At 73.8% G+C, this 16,631-nt stretch carries 13 protein-coding genes; 10 read left to right on the forward strand and 3 right to left on the reverse strand.

Going from position 1 to position 16,631, the window contains the following annotated elements; translation table 11 throughout:
- Window position 1: 1 nt before the first annotated feature.
- Entirely contained in the window at window positions 2–664 is a 663-nt protein-coding gene (locus BJY16_RS11130; RefSeq protein WP_185039355.1) for a biliverdin-producing heme oxygenase, read from the forward strand.
- A 73-nt stretch (window positions 665–737) separates the two neighbouring features.
- On the opposite strand, the gene BJY16_RS11135 is transcribed toward BJY16_RS11130, so the two are convergent.
- The 3 genes from BJY16_RS11135 to BJY16_RS11145 all read right to left on the reverse strand — a co-directional run bounded on the left by BJY16_RS11135 (window position 738) and on the right by BJY16_RS11145 (window position 3,779).
- Window positions 738–2,636 (reverse strand): DEAD/DEAH box helicase, encoded by a 1,899-nt coding sequence (locus BJY16_RS11135; RefSeq protein ID WP_185039356.1) that lies wholly within the window; start codon window positions 2,634–2,636, stop codon window positions 738–740.
- A gap of 219 nt (window positions 2,637–2,855) precedes the next feature.
- The gene (locus BJY16_RS11140; RefSeq protein WP_185039358.1) at window positions 2,856–3,080 is read right to left on the reverse strand and encodes a DUF3107 domain-containing protein; all 225 of its coding nucleotides are present in this window, start codon (window positions 3,078–3,080) and stop codon (window positions 2,856–2,858) included.
- 39 nt (window positions 3,081–3,119) lie between these two features.
- Window positions 3,120–3,779 carry a TetR/AcrR family transcriptional regulator gene (locus BJY16_RS11145; protein WP_185039360.1) on the reverse strand — a complete coding sequence of 220 codons (660 nt, stop codon included), beginning with the start codon at window positions 3,777–3,779 and terminating at the stop codon, window positions 3,120–3,122.
- Window positions 3,780–4,015: 236 nt separating this feature from the next.
- Between BJY16_RS11145 and BJY16_RS11150 the strand changes: the two genes are divergently transcribed.
- From BJY16_RS11150 to BJY16_RS48355, 9 genes are all read left to right on the forward strand, one after another.
- Complete coding sequence (locus tag BJY16_RS11150) at window positions 4,016–5,731, forward strand: Daple (RefSeq protein WP_239177848.1); 1,716 nt, start codon at window positions 4,016–4,018, stop codon at window positions 5,729–5,731.
- A complete protein-coding gene (locus BJY16_RS11155) occupies window positions 5,731–6,678 on the forward strand; it encodes an alpha/beta hydrolase (protein ID WP_185039364.1) in 948 nt (315 codons plus the stop codon). Before BJY16_RS11150 ends, BJY16_RS11155 begins: the two co-directional genes overlap by 1 nt.
- 66 nt (window positions 6,679–6,744) lie before the next feature.
- Window positions 6,745–7,638, forward strand: a complete 894-nt coding sequence (locus BJY16_RS11160; RefSeq protein ID WP_185039366.1) for a DUF3152 domain-containing protein — start codon at window positions 6,745–6,747, stop codon at window positions 7,636–7,638.
- A 426-nt stretch (window positions 7,639–8,064) separates the two neighbouring features.
- Complete coding sequence (locus tag BJY16_RS48350; protein ID WP_311775312.1) at window positions 8,065–11,823, forward strand: DUF3152 domain-containing protein; 3,759 nt, start codon at window positions 8,065–8,067, stop codon at window positions 11,821–11,823.
- 125 nt (window positions 11,824–11,948) lie between these two features.
- Window positions 11,949–13,130 carry an adenylyltransferase/sulfurtransferase MoeZ gene (gene moeZ, locus BJY16_RS11170; RefSeq protein ID WP_185039369.1) on the forward strand — a complete coding sequence of 394 codons (1,182 nt, stop codon included), beginning with the start codon at window positions 11,949–11,951 and terminating at the stop codon, window positions 13,128–13,130.
- 129 nt (window positions 13,131–13,259) lie between these two features.
- On the forward strand, window positions 13,260–14,066 hold the full coding sequence (locus BJY16_RS11175) for a prenyltransferase/squalene oxidase repeat-containing protein (RefSeq protein WP_185039370.1): 807 nt from the start codon (window positions 13,260–13,262) through the stop codon (window positions 14,064–14,066).
- A gap of 302 nt (window positions 14,067–14,368) precedes the next feature.
- Window positions 14,369–14,836 carry a hypothetical protein gene (locus BJY16_RS11180; RefSeq protein ID WP_185039372.1) on the forward strand — a complete coding sequence of 156 codons (468 nt, stop codon included), beginning with the start codon at window positions 14,369–14,371 and terminating at the stop codon, window positions 14,834–14,836.
- 69 nt (window positions 14,837–14,905) lie between these two features.
- Window positions 14,906–15,370, forward strand: a complete 465-nt coding sequence (locus BJY16_RS11185) for a hypothetical protein (protein ID WP_185039374.1) — start codon at window positions 14,906–14,908, stop codon at window positions 15,368–15,370.
- Window positions 15,367–16,629, forward strand: a complete 1,263-nt coding sequence (locus BJY16_RS48355) for a hypothetical protein (protein ID WP_185039376.1) — start codon at window positions 15,367–15,369, stop codon at window positions 16,627–16,629. The genes BJY16_RS11185 and BJY16_RS48355 overlap by 4 nt, the downstream gene beginning before the upstream one ends.
- The last annotated feature ends 2 nt before the right edge of the window (window positions 16,630–16,631 follow it).

The following is a 16,631-nucleotide window of genomic DNA, read 5'->3' on the forward strand; positions in this document are numbered from 1 at the left end:
GATGTGGCACGCGTCGGAGACCAGAGCGCCGGCCACCGGCACGCTCGCGGCCCGGGTGCAGCAGATCCTCGGCGACATGTACACGGTCGCCCGGCACAGCCGGTTCGTCCGCGACCTGACCCACGGCCGGCTGCCGGTGGCCGCCTACGCCGAGCTCACCGCCCAGCACTGGTTCGTCTACGAGTCGCTGGAGCTGGCCACCACCGCGATGGCCGACGACCCGGTGGCCGGCCGGTTCTGCTTCCCGGAGCTGTTCCGGATCCCGGCGCTCGAGTCCGACCTGCGGTTCCTGCACGGCCCGCGCTGGCAGAGCCGGATGGCCGCGCTGCCCGCGACGACCACCTACTGCACCCGGATCCGATCCGCGGCGTTCGACCGGGCGACCGGTTACGTGGCCCACCACTGCACGCGTTACCTGCACGACCTCGACGGCGGGCAGTGGCTGGGCGCGGCGGTGCTGGAGGCGTACCGATTCCGCCGTCAGGGTTATCGCTTCTTCGTCTTCGAGGGCGTCGACCCGGAGCTGTTCCGCGCGCGGTACCGCAACCGGCTCGACGTGATCCCGTGGAACCGCGCCGAGCGGGAGACCTTCCTCGCCGAGGTGGCCGCCGCCGCGCAGCTCAACCTCGACCTGCTGACCGACCTCGAGAACCGCTGGACCTGAGCAGACCCCAAGGTCAAGACCGGTTTCCGGTACGGCGTGGGACCGCGCGAACGGCCCCACGCGCACGTGCGGATCAGGCCTCGGCGGTGCCCACGCCGGCCTCGGAACCACCGGTCATCGCCTCGGTGGGCGCGTCGGTGTCAGCGGCCCGGTCGGTGGTCCGGCGACGGCGGCGACGCGGCTTGGCGTCGGCGTCCGCGTCGGAGCCGGAGGCCGCGTCGGAGGTCGAGGCAGCGGCCGAGGCGGCGGCCGAGGCGGCAGCCGGAGCGGACGCGTCGGACGCCGAGTCGGTGGCCGCGGCGGAGGAGACGGGCTCGACGGAGAGCGCCGGCGCGGCGCCCGCCTCGGAGTCCGAGAAGGCGACAGCCGTGGCCGGGCTGCGCCGACGCCGGGTCCGAGCCCGCGGCGCCGCTTCCTCTACCGGAGCGGACGAGGAGGCGGGAGCCGACGAGGAATCCGTCGGGGCGGGCGCTTCCGGCGTACCGGAAATGGTGGAATCCGCATCCTCGACGACCCGCCGCCGGCGCCGCTGCCGCTTGGGCCGCTCCCCGTCCTCGGACGAGGAGGAGGACGACGGCGAAGCCGAGTCACCCGGCGAAGCCGGCCCGGACCCGCCACGCGTGCGCCCACCGCGACCCGGGCGCTGCCGGCGACCCCGGCCACCGCCCCCGAGATCCTCCTCGACCTCGGCGGAGAGCCCGGCGCGGTTCCGCTCGGCGGTCGGCAGGGTGCCCGAGATCTCGGTCGGGATGTCCAGGTCGGCGTAGAGCGCCGGGCTGGTGTGGTAGGTCTCCGGGGGCTGCGGCATGGTGAGGCCGAGCGACTTGTCGATCAGCACCCAGCGCGGCATGTCCTCCCAGTCCACGAAGGTGACCGCGACGCCGGTGGCGCCCGCCCGGCCGGTCCGGCCGATGCGGTGCGTGTAGGTCTCCGGGTCCTCCGGGCAGTCGTAGTTGATCACGTGGGTGACGCCCGAGACGTCCAGGCCACGGGCCGCCACGTCGGTCGCGACCAGCACGTCGATCTTCCCGCTGCGGAACGCGCGCAGCGCCCGCTCCCGGGCGCCCTGGCCCAGGTCACCGTGCACCGCGGCGACCGCGAAGCCGCGGAAGTCGAGGTCCTCGGCGACCCGGTCGGCGGCCCGCTTGGTCCGCGTGAAGATCATCGTGAGGCTGCGGTCCTTGGCCTGCAGGATCCGGGCCACCATCTCGATCTTGTTGAGCGGGTGGGTGCGGTAGACCACCTGCTTGGTCAGCGGGTTCGGCCCGCTGTCGGTGGTGTGGCCGGCGTGGATCGTCATCGGGTTGCGCAGGAACCGGCGGGACAGCGCCACGATCGGGTCCGGCATGGTGGCCGAGAACAGCATGGTCTGCCGCTGCTCCGGGAGCATCGCCAGGATCTTCTCGACGTCGTCGAGGAAGCCCAGGTCGAGCATCCGGTCGGCCTCGTCGAGGACCAGCGCGCGGACCGCGTTCAGCTTGAGCTGCTTCTGCTTGGCCAGGTCGAGCAGCCGGCCGGGGGTGCCGACCAGGATCTCGACGCCCTTCTTCAGGGTGTCGACCTGCGGCTCGTAGGCCACGCCGCCGTAGATCGGCAGCACCCGGACGCCGCGCGTGCTGCCGGCGGCGGCCAGGTCACGGGCCACCTGCAGACCCAGCTCACGGGTGGGGACGACGATCAGGGCCTGGGGGAGGCCGTCGGCGCCCTCGGAGGGCGCGAGAACCCGCTCCAGCAGCGGCAGGCCGAAGCCGAGGGTCTTGCCGGTGCCGGTCGGGGCCTGGCCGATCAGGTCGGAGCCGCGCAGCGCGATCGGCAGCGCGTACTCCTGGATCGCGAAGGCGTGCGTGATGCCCGCTGCCGCCAGCGCCTCCACGGTCTCGGCGCGGACACCCAGCTCAGCGAAGGTGGGGCTGTCCGGGCGGACCGGGGCGCGGTTCGTCACGGGGACTAGGGCTTGCTCATTGTCGGTCATGAAGTTTTACGGGTGCCCTCTCGTGGTGCGCCCGTCGGAAGTCTGGGGGCGCGGTCTGGATGTGGCGCGGGCCGCACGCTCGAAAGCGGGCCACACGCGGGGCCACCGACGAATCGACGTCAGCGGCGCACCTGCCACTCTACCCGACCGTATAGCAGACGCACGCGAGAGCAGTGACGGGAGGGAACGCCGTGACCGGCGCGCCCTCCCGTTACCGCATCAACGGGTGGTGAAGCCGAACGGCCGGTGCGAGGCCTCGGCGATCTCCACGTAGGCCAGCTTGGCGACCGGGATGATCACCTTGCGGCCCTTCTCATCCGTGAGCGAAAGGACGCCGTCCTTGGCCAGAGCCTCGGACACGGCCTGCTCGACCTCCGCCGGGGTCTGAGCGCTTTCCAGCACGAGCTCCCGCGGCGAGTGTTGCACGCCGATCTTGACCTCCACGGAGTCCTCCTCTGTCAACCCGTGTACCGCTTGGAAAGGCTATCCGATTTCCGGTGCCGTTCCGGCCGTTGAACCGCCCTGCAGGGGGAAGCTGGCGATCCCGCGCCAGATCAGAGCGGCGACGAGGCTCTCGGCTTCAGCTTTGGGCGTAGGACGACCGTTCGCCAGCCAGTACTGGGCGGCCGCGCCGGAGGCGCCGGCCAGGCCGGAGGCGAGCAGCTTCGCCTGGTCCGGCCGGAGCCCGGTGTCCGAGATGATGGTCTCGGTCAGCGCCTCGATGCAGCCCTGCTCGACCCGCTCCACCCGCTGCCGGACCTGGGGGTCGTTGCGCAGGTCGGACTCGAAGACCAGGCGGAAGGCCTCGCTCTCGTGGTCCATGAAGTCGAAGTACGCCCGGACCGCGCCCTTGACGCGCTCCTTGTTGTCCGGGGTCGCCTCCAACGCGCCCCGGACCTTGGCGATTATCGCGTCGCAGTGCGTGTCCAGCAGAGCCAGGTACAGCTCCAGCTTGCCGGGGAAGTGCTGGTAGAGCACGGGCTTGGAAACGCCCGCGCGTTCCGCGATGTCGTCCATCGCGGCGGCGTGGTAGCCGTGCGCGACGAAGATCTGCTGGGCGGCGGCCAGCAGTTGCTTGCGGCGTGCCGAACGAGGCAGCCGGGTGGGGCGAGTGGTCTGAGCCCCGCCGGACGCGGCGGTCATATCTGGTGAACCTCCAGGGGGTCGGTCCCCGCGGTTTGTCGACGCGGATTGCCCGGATCGGCGCTTGTCGCGGTCGTGCGGGCAATTGTCGCGACGCTGCAACTTATCGCCACTGCAACCACACGGTAGCCTCAGCGGGGGCGAGCGAGGAGCACGCGGTGGATGAAACAGGGCATTCCGGAGACACCGGAGCCGCGGGTGGCGGCAACGGTGCCGACGCGTATGACCGCAATCGGATGAACGGCTGGGCGAGCGGGGAAACCCCGTGGTCGAACACGGGTGCGGCGCTGGAACAGGACGGTGACGTGCCGCCGTGGCGGCGTGGCCCGGCCGGGCGCCAGCCGTTCCCGGAGCGCCCCTTCGGACCCGCCCCGAGCTCGGCCGTGCCGGCCCAGGTGCCGCCTCCCCCGGGGTTCGGGGACCTGTCGCAGCCCACCGAGATTCCCCCTTCCGGGAACACCGACATTCCGCCGTCCTGGCCCGGCGATCGCAGCCGGCTCGCTGACATTCTCGGTCACCGGCCGCGCCAGGTCGATCCGGCGTCGCCCGCGCCGTCCAGCGCGCCGCCCTTCCCCTATGAGGGGGACCTCGACGATTCGTACCGTGGCGCCGTGCCACCGCCGGCGCAGCGCGCCGCCGTGCCGATGACCCGGCAAGGTCCGCCGGGTCCGACCCAGGGAGATCCACTGAGCCGTACCGACGCGCCGTCCGAACCGATCCGCTCCCGGCACGCGCTGCTCAACGACACGTTGGCGCAGGGCCTGCCCCGGGTGGAGCCCACCGCACCGGCGGGGGACCAGCGATCGGTGGACAACGAGCCCCGCCCGGGCCTGCCGACGTACGATGCCAGCAGTTTCACCCGCCGGCCCTACGAGCCGGCGCCCTCCTATCCGCCCGAGAGCCCGAGCTCCGCGCTGGACGAGCCGAGCGGGGCGCTGCCCCAGCGCGTGCCGGCCCAGCCGGACGTGCCCCGAGTCCCGGAGCCGCCGTCCGTGGAGCCATCGGCTGAGGCGCCCGCCCTGGCGCGGATCGCCACCCACCTGCGCCGTGGCGACGTGGTGCCCGCGCAGGAGCGCCAGGAGGGCTTCGACGTGCAGGCCATCCTGGCCGCGGTGCGCGAGGTGGCCGGCGTGCGCGACGCGTCGCTGAAAGCCACCCCGGCCGGCGCGCACAGCCTCCGGCTGGACCTCGCGGACGGCGCCGACGCCGCCGAGGTGAGCCGGCACGTCGCCCGCCTGCTCCAGGAGCGGATGGGCCTGGACGCGGCGATGCCCGGCGCGCTGTCCGCCCCGCCGGTGCCGCAACAGCTTCCCCGGCCGGCCCGGGCCACGGTCAAGCCGGTCTCCCCGGCCGCCGCTCCCGCTCCCGCCCCGGCCCCGGTGTCCGCGGCGCCGGTCTCGGTGCCGCCGGTCGCGCCGGTGGCCCCGGTCGCCCCGGTGACTCCCGCCGCGCCGGTCTCGCCGCCCCCGGCGCCGGCCCCGCAGGCCGTGGTCCGCCCGCGCGACCTCAACCAGCCCCGCCCGCTCGACCCGGGCGACCGCCCCGGCCCCCGCGTCCTGATCGAGAACGTGCACGTCAACACGTTCGGCGCGGACGCCACCGTCGAGGTGCGGCTGCGCGCCGGCGAGCGGACCGCCTCCGGCGTCGCCACCGGCCCGGCCGTCGACGGCTACCTGCTGCGGCTCTGCGCCACCGCCACCGCCGGCGCGGTCGACGAGCTGCTCTCCGCCTCCACCCACGCGGACGGGCCGGCCCGGTGCTTCGTCGAGCACGCGTCCGCCGTCTCGTTCGGCTCCACCCAGGTCGCCGTCGTGGTGCTGCTGCTCTCCTGCGGGGGCGGCTGGGTCGAGCAGCTGGCCGGCTCCGCCGTGGTCACCGGTGACGATCGGCACGCCATGGTCCGCGCCACACTGGCCGCGGTCAACCGGCGCGTCGAGGCACTCTTGGCTTGATGAGAGGCGCGGTTCTGGCCGGCGACACCGCGGTGCTGCCGGAGGGCGAGGTCCCGCCGCCCTGGCCCGCCCGACGGGTCCGGGTGGGCGGCGCGATGCTGCACGTCCGGGACACCCCGGCGCTGCGGCCCGACGCCGAGCCCGCGGTCTACGTGCACGGTCTCGGCGGCTCGTCGCAGAACTTCACCGACCTGGCCGGCCTGCTCGCCGACCGGTTCGACGGCCAGGCCGTCGACCTGCCCGGTTTCGGTTACAGCGACCCGAGCCCGCGCTATTCGATCCCGGCCTTCGCGGCCACCCTGATCGACTACCTGGAGGAGTCCGGCCGCGGCCCGGTCCACCTGATCGGCAACTCGCTGGGCGGCTCGATCTCGGTGCGGGTCGCCGCGCTCCGCCCCGACCTGGTGCGCACGCTCACGCTGGTCTCCCCGGCGATGCCGTTCCTCGACCCGCGCCGCACCGCGCAGGGCCCGGTGCTGCCGCTGCTCGCGCTGCCCGGCGCGGAGCGGCTGATGGCCTGGGCGCTGACCCGGATCACCGCCGAGCAGATGGCCGAGCAGGTGCTGGCCGCCTGCTTCGGCGACACCACCAAGGTCCATCCGCAGCGCCGGGCCGAGGCGATGGAGGAGATTCAGCTCCGCTACACGGTGGCCCACTATCCGCGGGCCTACCTCGGCACCCTGCGCGGCCTGGTCGGCAGCTTCCTCCGGGCGTACCTGCCGGGGGTCAACTCGCAGTGGCGGCTGGCCGCCCGGGTGCAGGCGCCCACGCTGGTGATCGGCGGGCTCAACGACAAGCTGGTCGATCCCCGGGTGCCGGTCCAGGTGGCCAAGGCGATCCCGGACAGCCGGCTGCTGATCCTGCCGGGCGTCGGGCACGTCGCGCAGATGGAGGTGCCCCGGCTGGTCGCCCGGGCCATCGCCGGGATGCTCGACGAGGCGGCATAATCCGCGTCTCACAAGATCGATTCGGGTCGGTGCGGGTCGCCCTGATGTGCGAGGCTCGACCGCAAGATGATCGCTCCTGTCGCGTCCGTGCTCGAACCGGAGACGCCGCCACCCGCGGATGACCGGTGGCGGCAGTGGTGGCTCGCCCTGTTCGCCGTCACGATGGTCCTGCTCACCGTCGTCACGATGGTGGTCCGTGCCGCCGCCTCGCCGGATCCGGCCCCGGTGGCCGCGACGCCGCCCGCCCCGTCGTCCTCCCCGTCGGTTTCGCCTTCCGCGTCCTCCCCGATCTTGGAAGCCACCTCGGCCCCGGCCTCGCCGACGCCCACGTCACCGCTGGTGGACCCCAAGATCCTGCAGATCTCCGGGGCGGTCCCGGCGCACGGTTCCGGCACTTTCCAGTACGCGGTGAAGCGCGGCCCGATCCTCGGCGGCAAGGGACCGGTCCGCCGTTTCCGGGTGGCCGTGGAGAAGGGCAGTGGCGAGGACCCGGAGGCGTTCGCCGCCCAGGTGGTGAGCACGCTCGGTGACCCGCGCAGCTGGGTCGGGAACGGCACCCTGCGCCTGCAGATGGCCGGCGCGGGCGAGAAGGCCGACTTCACCGTCTACCTGGCGACCCGGGACACGGCCGGCCGGATGTGCCAGCGGGGCGGCACCAACATCCGGATCGGCGGCGTGCCCTACACCTCCTGCCGCGCCACCGGCCAGGCCATCATCAACCTGGACCGCTACCGCAAGTCGTCCAAGCCCTACCTGAACGCCAAGGTCCCGCTCGCCACCTACCGCAACTACGTGATCAACCACGAGGTGGGTCACGAACTCGGCCACCACCACGAAGGCTGCCCCAAGCCGGGCGGCCCGGCCCCGGTGATGGTCCAGCAGACGCTGACCACGCGCGGGTGCGCCCCCTACGCCTGGCCCCGCCTCAACAACAAACCGCTGGCCGGCCCCGCCCTCTGACCCAGCCCCATTCTCAGCCCGGCCTATCTCGCTCAGCTCGGCCCCGTCTTTCTCCGAGGTCCGTTGTCGCGCGCGAGGCCGCTTCGGCGTCGAGCACGGATTCGGGTCCGCGGTCGCGCGCGAGGCCTCCTCGGCTTCGAGCACGGTGTCAGGTCCGCGGTCGAGCGCGAGGCCGCTTTCGCCTGCGGTCGCCGCTTTGTGGTACGCCCGGAGCCGTCCCGCCCCGGGCTGACGTGCCCGACCCGCTCCGCGTCGCGGCAGGCTCGCCGGGGCCGGGTCGCGCGGGGTGCCTCAGTCCCGGGCGGCCCGGCGGGCGACGTGGGTGGCGACTGGCGTGAGTGGGCGGGGCGGTGGGGTGCGGTTCTTCCGCTGGGGAATCCGATTCTCCTGTGACGGGCGGCGAGTCGTGGCAGGCTGGCCCTTGTTATGGCAAACGCGACAAATGCCTCCCCTGATCCGGCGACCGGCGCGAACCCGCCCGCCACCGGCCGGCGTGCCCGCAACGAGCCAACCCGATCGAAGACGACGTCCGCGGCGACCGCGACGTCGGCGAAGGCCGTCATCACGGCCCCGACCGACACCGCGAAGTCCACCCGGACCCGGAAGGCGGCCACCGAGCCGGCCCCATCGCCGAACGGCCGGTCGTCGACGACCCGGTCAGCGACCGGCCGATCGACCACCGCGACCAGCGCGGCCGGCTCCCGCTCGACGGTGACCGGCGCCGCCACCCGCAGTTCCGCCGCCAAATCCGCAGCCGCCGCCCGGAAGACCGCTGCCGCCACCGGCAGGTCCACGGCCGCTGCCGCCACCGGCAGGTCCACGTCGGCGGCCGTCAACGGCAGGTCCGCGGCGGCGGCTGCCGCCGGCAAGTCCGCGGCCGTGGATGGTGCCCGTAAGACAGCGGCGGCGGACACCGCCGGCCGTAAGACTGCCGCGGATGCCGCCGGCCGGAAGTCCGCGGCCACCGATGCGTCCGCCCGCCGGAGTGCCGCCGACTCCGCGGCGCGCGGAAGCGCGGCCGCCGACTCCGCCGGCCGGAAGGCGGCGGGTGCCGCGTCCAACGGCCGCAAGGTGGTCGGGGGAGCGGTCGCCGGGACGACTGGCGGCAAGACCGGAGCGGGCCGGGCCGCGAAGCGCATCGGTTCCGGGGAGTCGGCGAGCAACGGCAGGTCGGCCGCGCGGCGGCAGGCTGCCGGAGAGAGCGCGCCGGCCCGGAGCCGTGCCGTGCCGGCCGAGACCGGGACAGCCGCGCGCCCTCGCAAGACCCTCTCCACCGACGTTCCGGCCAGCACGCCGGCGACGCCGCGCAAGACCGTCATCCGGCCGGAGCGCCCGGCGCTGCACGCCGCCCCGGACCCGGACGATTCGAGCACCAGCGGAGGCCGGCACCGGCGGAGCTCCGAACCGCTCGGCCCGGTGGGCGGCCGGCACCGATCGGCCGGGGAGGAATCCTCGGCCCGGCACCGAGCCGACCAGCCACCGGCCGCCTCACCGATGTCGCCCGCCGGCCCGTCGCCCGCCGCCTCGCCGCTGTCCCCGGTCATTTCTCCGGGCGCGCTACCGGTGGAGTCCGCTGATCCGTCGGTGCTGCCGCAGCCGCCGGTGGAGGCACCGGCTCGGCACTCGGCCGCGCGGCACGCCCAGCCGCAGCCCGAGGCGATCCCGGTGGACCCGGAGACCGGCCTGCCACCCGGCATGACCCGCGGAATCCTGGAACTCGCCGCGGAACGCCTGGCCGCCGCTCGCGCCACCCCGCCCGAGGAGGAGCCGGAGCCCGAGCCGGAAGAGCCGGAACCGGTCGACGAGACGCCCCGCCCGGCCACGCGCCGGCGTTCGCTGGGCGGCTCCGCGCCGCGCGGCACCGGAATGCCGGCCGCGGGCACCCGCCCCGGTTCGGGTTCCCGGCCGCCCCTGGCGTCACGTCCGCCGGCCGGCCCACCCGAGGCGGTCCGTCCGCCGACGCCCCCGCCGCCGGCCGACCTGCACCACCCACCGGCCGCGCCCGAGGCGTACGCGTACCGACCGGCGCCCGCGCCCGAGGGGCACCGCGGCTCGGCGGTCCCCTCGGACGCTGCCGACCTGCACCGCTCGCCGCACGCGAACTCGCCGGCGGACCCGCGCCATCAGGCCACCGGTGCCGAGTCCGGCGCCGGTTGGCCGGCGTCCTCGCGGCGGACCCGGACGAATCGTCTGACCTCGGCCGATGCGTCGATGCCGGAGGTGCACGAGGCGCCTGCCGAGCCGGAGGAGACGGCGGACCGTCCGCCGGCGCGGTCCAGCCGCCGCCGTCCGGTCGTGCGCCCGTTGAAGGCCAGCCTGGTCCAGCCCGAGCAGTCCAGCCGGCCGGACCCGTCGGGGTTCTTCGCGCCTGCCCGCGCCGACCGATCGGCGGGCCGGGCGTCGAGCGCGATGCCGGACGCCGCAACCGCGGATGCCCAGGCGCGCGCGGCCCACCGGGAATCGACCGCGGACGCCGGCCTCGCGACGGATGCGGCGCACTCCGCGCCTCACCCGGCTGCGGAGTCGCCCACCGCTGCTTCGATGCCGGGCGCGGCGACCGCGTACCCCATCGTGGAAGCGGCCCGGCAGGCGGAAGCGGCCCGGCAGGCAGAAATGGCCCGGCACGGAGAAGCGGCCCGGCACGGAGAAGCGGCCCTGCAGGGCGAAGCGGCCCTGCAGGGCGAAGCGGCCCTGCAGGGCGAAGCGGCCCTGCAGGGCGAAGCGGCCCTGCAGGGCGAAGCGGCCCTGCAGGGCGAAGCGGCCCTGCAGGGCGAAGCGGCCCGGCACGGTGAGGTGGGCATGACTTCGCGGGCGGTGCTGCCGGCCGGGGGCGAGGACACCGCGCCGGACACCGCCGAGATTCCGCGGGTGACCGCCACCGGCCAGCCGTGGACTGAGCCGGAGGCCGAGGAGGCGCACGACGCCGCCTGGTTCTGGTCGACCGGCGAGCATCCGCGGCCCGGCCTGCCGGAGAGCCTCCGCCTGCCCGCGGAGATCCCGGACGGGCTCTGGCATCCGGCCGACCACCGGGCCGAGCCGCCGGTTCCTGAGCAGGCGATCCCGCACCGGGCCGACGACGCGGAGGCCGCCTACCCGGAGATCATCGACCAGGAGACCGGACTGGCAGTCCCGCGCGGCGTCGAGCACGTCGCCGGTCACGAGGGCACGTCCGCCATCGGGTCGCCCGCCGTCGCGCCGGCCGTGGGTGAGGCGCAGGAGATGCCGGCCGTGGGTGAGTCGCACGGGCCGTCGGCCGTGAGTGAGTCGCACGGGATGCCGGCCGTGGGTGAGTCGTCCGGGTCACCGGTTGTCGAGATCGACCGGAGCAGCCCGCCGCCGGATGTCGACGGCCAGCCGGAAGGCCGCGCGGAGCTGACGCCGTCCGCCCGCAAGCTGCGGCGTCGCCGCCGCCTGATCACCTCCCTGGCGTACGCGATGGTGGTGGCCCTGGTGGTGATCGTCGGCCATGAGTTGCGGGACCGGCAGCGACCCGCCGCGGTCGACCGGGAGACCGCGCAGCGCGCGGCCGAGCCGATCGGCGGCGCGCAACCGGGCAGCGTGGAGGCGGAGAAGGGAACGGATCAGATCGGTTCGGCGCAGGGTGCACCGCCGGCTGCCGGTCAGCCCGGCGATTTCCGGTACGCCAAGGGGCGCGGCCCGATCCTCGGTGACGCCGGCAAGCTGCACCGTTTCCGGGTGGCCGTGGAGGAGACGGTGACCGGGGTGGAGCCGGCCGACTTCGCCGAGTCGATCGACCGGACCCTGGGCGACGGCCGGAGCTGGATCGGGAGCGGCAAGCTCCGCCTGCGCCGGGTGCCGAAGTCGGACCGGGACGCCGAGTTCACCGTCTTCCTGGCCACGCCGAAGACGTCGGAGCAGATGTGCGCGGAAGGCGGCCTGCACACCGAGGGGTTCACCTCGTGCCGGCTGCCCGGCGAGGTGGTGATCAACGCGGAGCGCTGGGCCACCGCGATCCCGGACTACCGGGGTGAGCTGGACCAGTACCGGGAGTACGTGATCAATCACGAGGTCGGCCACCAGCTCGGGCACGGTCACGAGGGCTGCCCCGGCGAGGGCCGGCCGGCGCCGGTGATGCTGCCGCAGACGTACGGTCTGGAGGGTTGCACCCGCAACGCCTGGCCGTTCCGCGGCGGCAAGCGGTACACCGGGGAGCCGCGCCCCTGATCCGCGTGGGGCCCGGAATATTCCGGATCCCGCATGTCGGGCCCGTGTCCGACGTCATGGGCAAGTCGGCGCCGGACGAGCGAGAATGGGCGACGATCCTTACCACCGAACCCGGGGAGTGAACTGTGGCTCTGCCCCCGCTCGTCGAGCCGGCCGCCGAGCTGAGCGTCGACGAGATCCGCCGCTATTCGCGTCACCTGATCATCCCCGATGTCGGGATGGACGGGCAGAAGCGGCTGAAGAACGCCAAGGTCCTCGCCGTCGGCGCGGGCGGCCTCGGCTCGCCGGCGCTGCTCTACCTGGCCGCGGCCGGCGTGGGCACGCTCGGCATCATCGACTTCGACACGGTCGACGAGTCCAACCTGCAGCGCCAGGTGATCCACGGCGTCTCCGACGTCGGCACGCCCAAGGCGGAGTCGGCGGCGCGCAGCATCGCCGAGATCAACCCGCTGGTCAACGTGGTCATTCACAACACCGCGCTGGACCGCGACAACGTCAAAGAGATCTTCAGCCAGTACGACCTGATCGTCGACGGCACCGACAACTTCGCGACGCGGTACATGGTGAACGACGCCGCCGTGCTGCTCGGCAAGCCGTATGTGTGGGGTTCGATCTACCGCTTCGACGGCCAGGCCTCGGTCTTCTGGGAGGAGCACGGTCCCTGCTACCGCTGCCTCTACCCGGAGCCCCCGCCGCCCGGCATGGTGCCGAGCTGCGCCGAGGGCGGCGTGCTCGGCGTGCTCTGCGCGTCGATCGGTTCGATCCAGGTCAACGAGGCGATCAAGCTGATCACCGGCATCGGTGAGCCGCTGGTCGGCCGTCTGATGGTCTACGACGCCCTGGAGATGGAGTACCGCAAGATCAAGGTTCGCAAGGACCCGAACTGCGCGCTCTGCGGGGAGAACCCGACCGTCACCGACCTGCTCGAGGACTACGAGGACTTCTGCGGCGCGGTCTCGGCCGAGGCGCAGGAGGCGGTGACCGGCTCCACCATCACCGCTCGTGAGCTCAAGGACTGGCAGGACACCGGCAAGGACGTGTTCCTGGTCGACGTCCGCGAGCCCGCCGAGTGGGAGATCAACCGGATCCCGGGCGCGGTGCTGATCCCCAAGGGCGAGATCCTCTCCGGCGAGGCGCTGGCCAAGTTCCCGCAGGACCGGCAGATCGTGCTGCACTGCAAGTCGGGCGTGCGCTCGGCGGAGGCGCTGGCCGCGCTCAAGGCGGCCGGCTTCAAGGACGCGGTGCACGTCCAGGGCGGCATCGTCTCCTGGGTCAACACGGTCGACCCGTCGCTCCCGTCCTACTGATGCTCTCGGAGGCCGGCGCCCACGGCGTCGGCCTCCGAAAGTGTGACAGTCCGCCGCTGGAATCGGACCATTGCGACAGATGTCCGAACGTGACGGCGAAACACAGAATCGGCGGGTAGCGTCTCCACCGTGGTCGATATCGATGCCGCGATCGGTTACGTCGTGGCCCATGGTGACCCGGTCGAGCGTGCGCGCCTTTCCTACCTGCGGACCGGTCAGCCAGCCTCCCCGGAGATCATCGACCGGATCGCCGCCGGCCAGATGCCGGAGGGCGGGTGGCCCGCCTCCGCCGACGGCCAGGTTCCCTCGGTGGACGCGACCTGTTTCCGGCTGGGCGAGCTCGACGATCTCGGTGGCCTGCGGGCCGGCCCGGTCGCCGAGCGCGCGCTGCACTGGCTGGCCGGTGCCCAGCGCCCGGACGGCACCTGGCAGGAGCACGAGCTGCTGGCCGGCGAGGCGCCCGCGTGGGCGCTGCCCGGCGACCCGGAGGCCACCCTCTATCTGACCTCGGTGGCCGGTTTCTGGCTGACCGCGGCCACCGTCGAGGTCGATCCCTACCAGACCCGCGGGCGCTATGGCGACGTGCTCGGCTCGGCCGCCACCTTCGTCGCCGGCCAGCTGCGGCCGGACGGGACCTGGCCGTCCTTCCTGGCCGCCGGGTGGCACGCCGCCGGCCTGCTCTATCAGCAGCAGTATTTCTACGAGTCGTCCCGGGTCCAGCAGGTTCTCGGCGAGCGCCTGCCGGACATGTCGCCGGCCGACGTGGCCGCGATGGCCGCCGCGCTGCGCCGGGTCAACCTGGGTGACGACTGGCTGCTGCGGAACGCGTGGAAGAGGCTGGCCGAGACCCAGCGCACCGACGGCGGCTGGGACAGCAACGAGGGCCCGGTCTTCGACGTCAACATCACGCTGACCGCGCTCCGCGCCTGCCGCTGACTCCTCGCGAGCCCGCTGCCCGGCGGGGAGGACGCAGTGTCAAGATCGGCAACCGAACTGCACCCGGCGCCACCGGACTGCACCCGAACGGCTACCCGGTTGCCCCCGCCCGTCGTCACTCCCGGCAATAAGGGGCTATAGGGCAAAATCGGGCATTGCCCCATAGTTGGTGCAGGCCCGCAACGGGGCCTGGGCGAGACGAGGATCCGCTGGGCGATAACGATGGTCGCTCCAGTTCAGCGGGGAGTCAGTAGCGAAACCGGCGCCTGCGAAGACCCGATCTTTCTTCGAGGAGCCACTCCATGCGCAAGTCCGTGAAGACCGCTGTCGTCGCCGGTACCGCTGTCGCCGTGACCGCCGTCGCCGGCGCCGCCTACGCCGCCTGGGTCGCCTCCGGCACCGGCACCGCCGCCGCCAAGGCAACCACCGCGCAGGCGCTCACCACGGAGAACGTGACGGTCGTCGGCGACCTCTACCCGGGCGCCGACGGCGACGCCACGCTGACCATCCACAACCCGAACAACTACCCGGTCAAGGTGACCACGGTGACCGGCACCGGGATCACCGTCACCACCACCGGCGGCTCGTGCGCGCCGGCCAACGTCAGCTTCGCCAACCAGGCCGGCCTGCAGCTGAACGTCCCGAAGGGCGAGAGCAAGACCTTCACGCTGTCCAAGGTGGTCCACATGGTCGCCGACGCCGAGGACGGCTGCCAGGGCGCCACCTTCACCGTCGCGGTCACGCTGGCCGGCGTCAGCGCCGCTGCCTGATCGTCCGTCTCCGGCCGGTGGGAAGCACGTCCCACCGGCCGGTCGTCGTAGCCCGGGAGAGGGGGAGGCATGCGGTTCACGCCACTGGCCGCGGTCGCGGCCGCGGTGCTGGTGATCGGCGCCGGCGCGGCGGCCCGGCGGGACGACCCGGCGGTCTCCGTCGAGGCCACCCTGGCCGGGCAGGCCGGACCGGCCGGGCTCGGCGTCGGCGGCCTCGCGGTCGCCGGCCTCTACCCGGGCGCCGAGCGACGGATGACGGTCGTGGTGCGCAACCCGTACCGGGTCCCGATCAAGCTGATCGCGGTCTCCGGCCGGGCCACCGCGACCAGCCGCAAGGGCTGCGCGGTGGCGCCGGCCAACCTCACGATCGGCCGCTACGCCGGCACACCGGCGCTGCCGGCCCGGATCGGCGCCGGCCGGCAGGCGAGCATCGGCTACCTCCCGGTGAGCATGCCGCGCACCGTCGCCGACGCCTGCCAGGGCGCCACCTTCACCCTCCGGCTCAGCGTCACCGCGTGGAAGGACGGCCGATGAGACTGCCGCGTGCCGCCTCCGCGATCCCGGCCGCCGGCCTGGCCGCGGTCACCCTGCTCGCCGACCCCGGCGTCGCGTTCGCCGCCTGGGCCGCCCACGGCACCGGGCAGGCCCTGGCCCGGGCCACCGGACTCACCTCGGTCACCGGGGTGACCGCCACCGCGACCGGCTCGTCGGTCCGGGTGGACTGGTTGCCGGCCGGCCTGACCTCCGGTACGGCCGCCGCCGGTTACCGGGTCGTCCGGTACGCGCCCGGCAGCTCCACTCCGGAGACGATCGGCGCCGGATGCTCCGGGCTGCGCGAGTCCACCGGCTGCACCGAGACCTCCGTCCCGGACGGCACCTGGCAGTACGCCGTCCGCGCCGTCCAGGGCGGGTGGTCCGGCCGGGCCGGCGTCGCCGCCCCGGTGACCGTCGCGACCGTGGTGACCCCCGGCGCCGCCGCCGTCACCTTCCCGGCCGCCGGGAGCAAGCACGGCCCGGCGACCTGGGCGAAGAACTGCACCGGCTTCTGCGGCACGGCCACCCCGTCGAACGGCAGCTCGCTCTCCACCGTGCAGGTCAGCATCCAGCGCAGTGGCGGCGGATACTGGACCGGCAGCGCCTTCACCGGCGCCGCCGAGCAGTTCCTCAGCGCCACCGGCAGCCTGGCGACCTGGCAGATCCCGTTCCCGTTCGGGAACTTCGCGGACGGCGACTACGTGCTGCACGTGGTCACCACCGACACCGCGGGCCGGACCGCGAGCACCACCAGCACGTTCCGGGTCGACGCCACCCCACCGGCCATGGTGGACGTGCAGGCGGTCAACCGGTCCGGCGGCACGGCCGGCCGGATCGAGGCCGGCGACACGCTGGAGCTGACCTACTCCGAGCCGATCGACCCGGCTTCCGTGGTGACCGGCTGGACCGGCGTCCCGAGCCAGCCGATCGTGGCCCGGATCAGCCGCGGCACCCCGGACCGGATCACCTTCTGGACGTCCGGCGGCGCCGCGATCCCGCTCGGCACGGTCACCCTCTCCGGCGCCAACGGCTACTTCAACAAGACGCCGGTCGACCTGGCGGCGACGCTCACGGTCAGCGGCAACGGTGTCGTGGTGACCCTGGGCAACCCGATCACCAGCGGCGCCCAGACGAACCAGCCGCTGAACGCGGCCGGGACGATGTCCTGGGTCTCCGGGCCGGTCCGGGACCTGCTCGGCAACAGCCTGGCCGGCTCGACGCCGGTCAGCGAGCAGGGCCCGGCGGACGTGGAGTTCTAGCG

It is taken from the genome of Actinoplanes octamycinicus (assembly GCF_014205225.1).
GTDB lineage: Bacteria > Actinomycetota > Actinomycetes > Mycobacteriales > Micromonosporaceae > Actinoplanes > Actinoplanes octamycinicus.